Raw genomic sequence first — 7,281 nt, 5'->3', positions numbered from 1 at the left:
AACTCTATTATACCATATCCAGTGAGGGGTTATTCTTTTTTAGTTAAGTGAAAATGCCGTATTTATGCGGCTTCTGGCGTTTCGCAAACGCCTAATAGCCATAAAGTACGGAGGGTTCAAGGAACAAACTATTAAATTTATCTTAAGTATTTAGCGCCACATCCAAAGCACAGTACCTTCGGATTTTGTAAGTCCCATGCTTTCCTGCAATTTGATTGAAGCATCATTTGTTGTCACAACCTGACCAAATGGAATGTAGCCTTTTTCCCGTGTACGTCTGAACATTTCTTTTTCTAGTTCTGAGGCATAGCCTCTACGACGATATTCTGGAAGAATATACAGTAAACCTATGCTGCCCTCTAAGTGCTCACCAATAAAACCTACTATTCCTTCATCTGTATATCCCAGGACTATGTTTTTGTACTCTATTACTTCTTTTAATTCGTCCTCAGTTATAAGGTCATACTCTGGTGAAATAAAAGGGAAATCATCCATGAGAACTGCAAGAGATATGGTTCCCTCTGGTAGACCATCTATTATTATATCAGGTGAAATATTATCACCATATCCTGAACAACAATCTGATATCCATCCATTGCAGTTGAATAGTTCGGAGATAATTTTTAGAGTTTCCACTTCCTATTCTCCTTCTTACAAATCAATTAACACACAATTGCATGCTTTACAAACATAGCCAGTGTTACGATTCTTCATCAAGCCATTCCCAAGTTTGATGTGCACTCCACCTTCAGATACGACTTTCTTAATGGTTAAAAAACTTGGGATGTGCTTATTTATAACTTCAGTGGATGCCCAGAACAATGCTGGTATTCCTCTTGAAGCAGCACTTACTCCGATTTCACCTTTGGACATTTCATTTCCACATTTTGGACAATTCATAACCGTTATTCCTTCCTTAGTAACCCATTGCTGCACTGACTTCTTTTGTTTTCTCTTCTCCTATAAGCATCTCTAATAGTTTGAATGCTACAAAAGGTGCCGTCTGCGGACAGTAAGAAGTAATTACATTCTTATCTACCACAACTGGTTCATTTATTACATTTACGCCATATGCAGCCAATTCGCTTTGAGTTTTTCCATTATCTAGGTGGTAGACTGTAGCATTTCTACCTTTTAATATACCGCTCTCTGCTAAGGCAAATGCGGCAACACAAACAGTTGCTATTGGCTTATTTTCATCATTAAATCTTCTTATCAAATCCAGTGTTTTGGGATGCAGTGCCTCGTCCTTAAATCCAAATTCTCTAAATCCTCCTGGAATAGCAAGGGCATCATAATCATCTGTGTTAACATCATCAATAAGTACATCTACCTTGATTGTAACACTGAAGGTGCTAACAACTTCCTTTTGAAAACCACAGGTATGTACCTCAATATCATTGCTAAATGTTTCTCTAGCCCATCCAATCGTATCGATGAATACACTGAATTCCATCGTTTCAAATGCCTTTGCACATAATAAAAGTATCTTCATTATTCCACCTATCTATTGTAAAGCCAACTCAACTGCCTTGTTTGCATGTATATCAGTAGTATCAAAAACTGGCAACGATGATTTTTCCTGTTTTACCAATAAGCCGATTTCTGTACAACCTAAGATAACTGCTTCTGCTCCTTTGTTCTTTAAATCATCAATAATTCTGCAAAATTCAGCCTGAGACTCTTCTTTAATCTCACCAACACAGAGTTCATTAAAGATGATGTCATTTACTTTATTTATATCATCTGCTTCTGGAATTAATACTTCAAAACCTCTCTTGATAAGTCTCTCTTTGTAGAAATCCTCAGTCATAGTGTATTTTGTTCCAAGAAGAGCTACTTTCTTTATATTTGATTCCTGTAATTTATCAGCTGTAGCATCTGCAATATGAATAACCGGAACTTTAATCATGTCTTGAATTTCTGGTGCTACCTTATGCATGGTGTTTGTGCAAATCAATATAAAATCAGCACCCGCAGCTTCAAGTTTCTTTGCTGCATCACCTAAGATTTCTGCACTCTTATCCCATTGATTAGAAGACTGGCATTTCTCGATTTCATCAAATTCGACACTATATAGGACTATCTTAGCTGAGTGTAATCCACCTAGTTTTTCTTTAATGCCTTCATTAATAATTCTGTAGTAAGGGATTGTACTTTCCCAACTCATACCACCAATTAATCCTATTGTCTTCATGCTACCTCCTATCTACATTTCCACTATTAACCATATATAATCTTTCTTAAGCCTGGACCTGACTCTTCATCAGGAATAATTTTAAATCCCTGTTTTACGTAAAATTCTTCTTTACCTGACGCGGAAATAAGAGATATCAGCACTCTACCATCCTTCGGTATATTTAACTCTATTTCATTAACTAATCGTTTTATTATAGTAGCCCCTATATGCTGGCCTTGATATTTAGGGTTAACAATCACATCTACAATGGTAAGATACATGCTATCTCCAACAGCTCTACCCATACCAACTACTTCGTCATTTAGCTTTGCAAGAACAGAATAGCAACTTCTTGATAGAGCCTCTTCCATTTGATCTTTACAAAAAATTTTCCAGCCAACAGACAATCTAAGATTCGCGTATGATTCATAATCAGGTATCTCGTTAATATATTCGATGTCCATCGGCTACCTCCGTATCTTCTTTGTCAGGATAAATTAGAACGATTATAGCGAATGAAGGCTCTAAAAGCAACAAAAGACCTGAAATGGTTATCAAAACCATTCCAAGCCTTGAAAAATCGGAGTGACGCGACTTGAACGCGCGGCCCCTAGACCCCCAGTCTAGTGCTCTACCAGCTGAGCCACACCCCGAAAAAGTAAGTGTCTGCAGGGATTTCTCTCTGCAGCCTATATATTTTAGCGGGCAAGCTTGACTTAAACCCGCAGTGTCGAGTTTAGGCCTCCACATTGTGGAGGATATGGCGTCTTTTCATAAGCAAGACCTCCTCTCCTAAATTCGATTTAATTATAACCTAAGTAACATGTTTTTCCTAAGCAGTTTTGTTAATAATAATTGCCGTCTTCCATTCATTTCTATCAACAGATTTAACCTGTACGGTATGTTCACTAGGAACCTCTTGTATCCTATAAGATATATCGTCCACACTATTGGCTGTAATAGTAATCTTTTTGTCTGTTGGGATGTTATGATGGTTACCAGTATTTTTATAAAAATCATATCCAACAAAATCCATCACCGTATTGTCTGAAAGCCCCGTGTTATTGGTTATAGTAAGCTCTTTGCTATTTATAAATAAAAGCTCTGTTTCTAGAGCTGTCACAACCATATTTTTTAAATCCTCTAGTTTTATAAACCAAAAATCTACTGATTGCTCATAGTATTCATCATCTCCAGCAATCAGATATTCTCCCTTAGTCTCAAACAAATAAACAATTCTACCATTATAATATGTTTTCAAATATGCTTTTTTTCTAGTATCTTTGGTTGGGTCGTTTTCCCGAATTAATATCAAGGCAGTAACTGCCAAGAAAGATAAAAAAGTAGCCATAAACAAATGTGTCTTAAAATTCATATCAAAAGCACTAAGAATAATAGCGATAATTGACCCTACTATACATGTAATCATCGCAGTCCTTAGAAAATATTTTTCAAAATACTTGAGGGTAAAGAATTGATTGCCCGACCTAACTGCCTTTATTTTTGTAGCTATTCCACCTATAACAGCAAATGCTATTGTAATCACCGCTATATTTATAGAGAAAGCTCCGACATCAAATGTTGTTTCCTCATTAGATGATTGTCCCTTGTCTTCTTTGTCGCCCTGTTCGCTATCTACTTTTGCCTCGGTAATTACACTCTCATTCTCAAATTCTGATACAAAATTCGGATGTGCAAAACAATTACAAGCAAATCCCAAAACAAAACATCCCAAGAAAACCGCAAAGTACATAGCTGCTTTTTCTCTAAAGGTATGCATTTGTCTTTCATTATGCTCCATCAAGGTCAAAGTCATCGGTGTTTGATTAAGTTTAATTAATGCTGTAATCCCAACTATTATTCCCGGTATTAATATAGCGGATACAATTTCGATCATATTTGACAATGTCATAGCCTAATCCTCCCTAGTTCGTAACTACAATTAATATTACCATATCCATAATTTCGAGGCTATATCAACAGAATTGTTGTCTTATATCAAAGAACGGCCCATCAAGGGCTTTCGCGGCATAAGATTTATTCCACGGTCCCTTGACAGGCCTAGACCTCCTGCTTTTAGGCGATCCCGATAACAGGGGCTGGTTAGCTCTTAATTTCTTTCTGTTATCGTCATCTAAGTTTAGCAGGAGATCTTTTTTACTTTCTTTGCCTCCTCCAGAAGCTGGTTAGGAAAGTAGCATATGCATATATGTTTTGGCATCAATATAGTTTTCAAATCTCAGGTGGAGGTTTAATTTCCTTTTCTGTTTTAGGGTATAGATGATTTGATAGTATTCCTCACTTACAGCGTTAAGCTTATAGTTAAGCTCTTTTAGCTGCAGCTTTAGGATTTCATCTTCTGTTTTGTTTTCTATATCTTCTAGGATATTTATGGTCTTATCCTTATCTTCTGTCATAAAGGTTCTAAGGAGCATTATTTCTTCTGCATCTACAGTTACGCACTGCGCAATATACCTACACCACTTTATTATCATAGACAGTAATAATAGTCTTCTTTCATCCAAGGATGCTTTAAGCTCATTTATATCTACAGTCTTTCTATCCTTTGGGCGCTTTAGGGTTCTTTTTGGCCCAGTTATAGGATTTTTTATTGTGACTTGACTCTTGTTCTAAAATAAAATACGCAAACATAAAGGGGGGCAACTTGCACCCCTAAATACTATATTTATATTATTAGCATCCACCGCCATCAATAGAGAAGGACGAATGTGATTTGATTACTGGTTATCTATGTGTTAAATTTTGTTTTTCTATATAGATATGTTATAATCATTTTATATGGAGGATTTAAAATATGAGCCATGAATTTAGGAATGATGTAGACAAAAAAAATACAGAAAAAATAAATACGATTTTAAATTCGCTACCTACATTTGTCGAAGATTTTTATACTCACCTAAAAGCAAGAAAACGCTCAACAAACACAATGATTAGTTATTTCTATGAATTAAATGTCTTTTTTATTTATGTAGCAACATTAAAACATAAAGACAAAGCTTCTGATGTTACTTTAGCGGATTTAGATAGTTTACGGCTTACAAATATTGAATCCTATATATCAAATTCTGAAAATGGAATTGATTTATCTGTAAATGCACGTAGAAGAAAACTTTCAGTCTTAAAAACTTTTTATAAATATTATATATGTATTAATGAACTGAAAAATGATCCAACTATCTCAGCAATTAATCCAAAGCTTACAGAGAAAGACGTTATTTATCTATCAGATTCCCAAGTAACTGCATTACTAAACTGTATTAAAAATCAATCTGGATATAATAATCATCAGAAAGCATATAATGAACGTCTGGTGTCTAGAGATTTGGCCATAATAAAAGTATTCCTTGGAACAGGAATGCGTATTTCAGAGCTTGTCGGCCTAAATATATCAGATATTGACACCACCGAAACTGGGAAAATATATCTTAATATTATAAGAAAAGGCGGAGATGAAGATAAGGTTAGAGTTATTAAAGCAGTATATGATACTTTGGCTGAATATATAGAATACTCGCGTCCATTATTAATTGCATCTTCTAATGAAAATGCTTTATTTGTAAGTACACGAGGAAAACGTATATCTGCTAATGGTATACGTACGATGCTAGATAAATATTGCAAAATTGCTGGACTACCAGATAATATATCACCACACAAAATGCGTGCTACATTTGCTACCACTGTTTATGCTCAAACAAAGGATGTCTACGCTATAAAAGATGCACTTCATCATAGTTCAATTGAAACTTCAAAACATTATATTTCTGGAAAAGAACAAAGAATTGACAAGGCTGCTGAGGCTGCAGGAGTACTCTTTCAATAAGTTACTCCTGTATACCTTTATAAAGCATCAAATTTATTTAAGACAATCTTTTAATATTCATTTTTAATTTTTCTTTTGTGAGAAAGTTTTTATAAAATCTTTCATATAAGTTCCATGCCTCATCTTTATCTTTACATTTTTTTATCCCTGATTCTAGAATAATATATTTTACTCCAAAGCATTCCACACGTAAGCCAGTGTCACTACAATTATTCCGTAAATAAAATTCATAACGTCTAGTTTGAAGCATTATCTGTTCTCTATTTTCTGCGTATGCCGGATCTTCTACTTCTCCAATTATTCTATCTGCAGTTATAAGATAAGAATCTATGATAGAAATAAGATTTGAACCTATTCCTTTGTTTCTAAGCTCTGGAAAAATAGCAATGTAGTCAATCAGATAACTATTATCGAATCTTACCAGATAGGTATACCCAACTAACGATTCCCCATGAAACAGTCCTAAGCATTCATAAAATCCTTGTTCTACAGAATATAAGATTATATTTAAAGGCTTAAGTTCCGCTTTAGGAAAATCAATAATCATATGTTCATTATAAATATTTTCTATTTGTGTTTTAGTTAATTGTTGTAAATGCATATTAAGTACCTATTCCCTAATTTGTTTTGAAACTATTAATCCAAAAACTAGTATATTTTATTATATTAAAAAAGCTATCTACAACTTAGATAGCTTTACACAAAATGCGCGACCAGGGGTTCGAACCCTGGACACCCTGATTAAGAGTCAGGTGCTCTGCCAGCTGAGCTAGTCGCGCCTATTATATATTAAATTTCAAACGCAGAGGGTGGGATTCGAACCCACGCGCCCTTGCGGACAAACGGTTTTCAAGACCGCCTCGTTATGACCACTTCGATACCTCTGCATATATTATATTGTTAATAAAAGCCGATGATCGGACTCGAACCGATAACCTGCTGATTACAAATCAGCTGCTCTGCCAATTGAGCCACATCGGCTAATTACTATACAAATTATAGCAACCTCAAAACTTCATACAGCATTAAAGAATTATCTTTCTACATATCTTTACCTTAGAATAAACCTTCGATCTATTAGTATTCATCAGCTGAGTGTGTTACCACACTTACACCTTGAACCTATCTACCTTATCGTCTTTAAGGGATCTTATCTCCTTATGGAGGGGATATCTCATCTTGAGGGGGGCTTCACGCTTAGATGCCTTCAGCGTTTATCCCGTCCAGACTTGGCTACTCAGCTATGCCTTTGGTAGAC

General features: G+C 35.2%; 9 protein-coding genes, 4 tRNA genes and 1 rRNA gene. 1 reads left to right on the top strand and 13 read right to left on the bottom strand.

Annotated elements, in window-relative coordinates; genetic code table 11:
• Nucleotides 1-150: 150 nt before the first annotated feature.
• From BLV53_RS16580 to BLV53_RS16545, 8 genes are all read right to left on the bottom strand, one after another.
• Nucleotides 151-636 carry a GNAT family N-acetyltransferase gene (locus tag BLV53_RS16580; RefSeq protein ID WP_090302733.1) on the bottom strand — a complete coding sequence of 162 codons (486 nt, stop codon included), beginning with the start codon at nt 634-636 and terminating at the stop codon, nt 151-153.
• 15 nt (nt 637-651) lie between these two features.
• Nucleotides 652-900 (bottom strand): PF20097 family protein, encoded by a 249-nt coding sequence (locus BLV53_RS16575; protein WP_090302732.1) that lies wholly within the window; start codon nt 898-900, stop codon nt 652-654.
• Between the two features lie 16 nt (nt 901-916).
• Nucleotides 917-1,495: a DJ-1/PfpI family protein gene (locus BLV53_RS16570; protein ID WP_090302731.1), complete on the bottom strand. Its 579-nt coding sequence runs from the start codon at nt 1,493-1,495 to the stop codon at nt 917-919.
• A gap of 12 nt (nt 1,496-1,507) precedes the next feature.
• Nucleotides 1,508-2,197: an aspartate/glutamate racemase family protein gene (locus BLV53_RS16565; RefSeq protein WP_090302730.1), complete on the bottom strand. Its 690-nt coding sequence runs from the start codon at nt 2,195-2,197 to the stop codon at nt 1,508-1,510.
• A 26-nt stretch (nt 2,198-2,223) separates the two neighbouring features.
• Nucleotides 2,224-2,643, bottom strand: coding sequence for a GNAT family N-acetyltransferase (locus tag BLV53_RS16560; protein ID WP_090302729.1), 420 nt, complete (start codon nt 2,641-2,643; stop codon nt 2,224-2,226).
• A 116-nt stretch (nt 2,644-2,759) separates the two neighbouring features.
• Nucleotides 2,760-2,832 (bottom strand) — tRNA-Pro (locus tag BLV53_RS16555).
• Nucleotides 2,833-3,011: 179 nt separating this feature from the next.
• Nucleotides 3,012-4,091: a phage holin family protein gene (locus BLV53_RS16550; protein WP_090302728.1), complete on the bottom strand. Its 1,080-nt coding sequence runs from the start codon at nt 4,089-4,091 to the stop codon at nt 3,012-3,014.
• A 274-nt stretch (nt 4,092-4,365) separates the two neighbouring features.
• Nucleotides 4,366-4,704, bottom strand: a complete 339-nt coding sequence (locus BLV53_RS16545) for a hypothetical protein (protein WP_170830917.1) — start codon at nt 4,702-4,704, stop codon at nt 4,366-4,368.
• Between the two features lie 290 nt (nt 4,705-4,994).
• Here BLV53_RS16545 and BLV53_RS16540 point away from each other — a divergent pair, with 290 nt between their 5' ends.
• A complete protein-coding gene (locus BLV53_RS16540) occupies nt 4,995-6,023 on the top strand; it encodes a tyrosine-type recombinase/integrase (protein WP_090302726.1) in 1,029 nt (342 codons plus the stop codon).
• Between the two features lie 37 nt (nt 6,024-6,060).
• On the opposite strand, the gene BLV53_RS16535 is transcribed toward BLV53_RS16540, so the two are convergent.
• The 5 genes from BLV53_RS16535 to BLV53_RS16515 all read right to left on the bottom strand — a co-directional run.
• Nucleotides 6,061-6,624 carry a GNAT family N-acetyltransferase gene (locus BLV53_RS16535; RefSeq protein WP_090302725.1) on the bottom strand — a complete coding sequence of 188 codons (564 nt, stop codon included), beginning with the start codon at nt 6,622-6,624 and terminating at the stop codon, nt 6,061-6,063.
• A 105-nt stretch (nt 6,625-6,729) separates the two neighbouring features.
• Nucleotides 6,730-6,802, bottom strand: a tRNA-Lys gene (locus BLV53_RS16530).
• 22 nt (nt 6,803-6,824) lie between these two features.
• Nucleotides 6,825-6,910 (bottom strand) — tRNA-Ser (locus BLV53_RS16525).
• 21 nt (nt 6,911-6,931) lie between these two features.
• Nucleotides 6,932-7,004, bottom strand: a tRNA-Thr gene (locus BLV53_RS16520).
• Nucleotides 7,005-7,080: 76 nt separating this feature from the next.
• A 23S ribosomal RNA gene (locus BLV53_RS16515) occupies nt 7,081-7,281 on the bottom strand; the annotation flags it as partial.

Origin of the sequence: Pseudobutyrivibrio sp. ACV-2 (genome assembly GCF_900107545.1) — a bacterium.
Taxonomy (GTDB): Bacteria; Bacillota; Clostridia; order Lachnospirales; family Lachnospiraceae; genus Pseudobutyrivibrio.
The sequence above is the reverse complement of the archived record's forward strand: the minus strand, read 5'-3'. Positions and strand labels throughout refer to the sequence as shown.

Excerpts from the sequence above, each read along its gene's own strand:
- BLV53_RS16570 (WP_090302731.1), bottom strand. The coding sequence starts at position 1,495 with ATGAAGATACTTTTATTATGTGCAAAGGCATTTGAAACGATGGAATTC.
- BLV53_RS16540 (WP_090302726.1), top strand. The coding sequence starts at position 4,995 with ATGAGCCATGAATTTAGGAATGATGTAGACAAAAAAAATACAGAAAAA.
- BLV53_RS16575 (WP_090302732.1), bottom strand. The coding sequence starts at position 900 with ATGAATTGTCCAAAATGTGGAAATGAAATGTCCAAAGGTGAAATCGGA.
- BLV53_RS16560 (WP_090302729.1), bottom strand. The coding sequence starts at position 2,643 with ATGGACATCGAATATATTAACGAGATACCTGATTATGAATCATACGCG.
- BLV53_RS16535 (WP_090302725.1), bottom strand. The coding sequence starts at position 6,624 with ATGCATTTACAACAATTAACTAAAACACAAATAGAAAATATTTATAAT.
- BLV53_RS16550 (WP_090302728.1), bottom strand. The coding sequence starts at position 4,091 with ATGACATTGTCAAATATGATCGAAATTGTATCCGCTATATTAATACCG.
- BLV53_RS16565 (WP_090302730.1), bottom strand. The coding sequence starts at position 2,197 with ATGAAGACAATAGGATTAATTGGTGGTATGAGTTGGGAAAGTACAATC.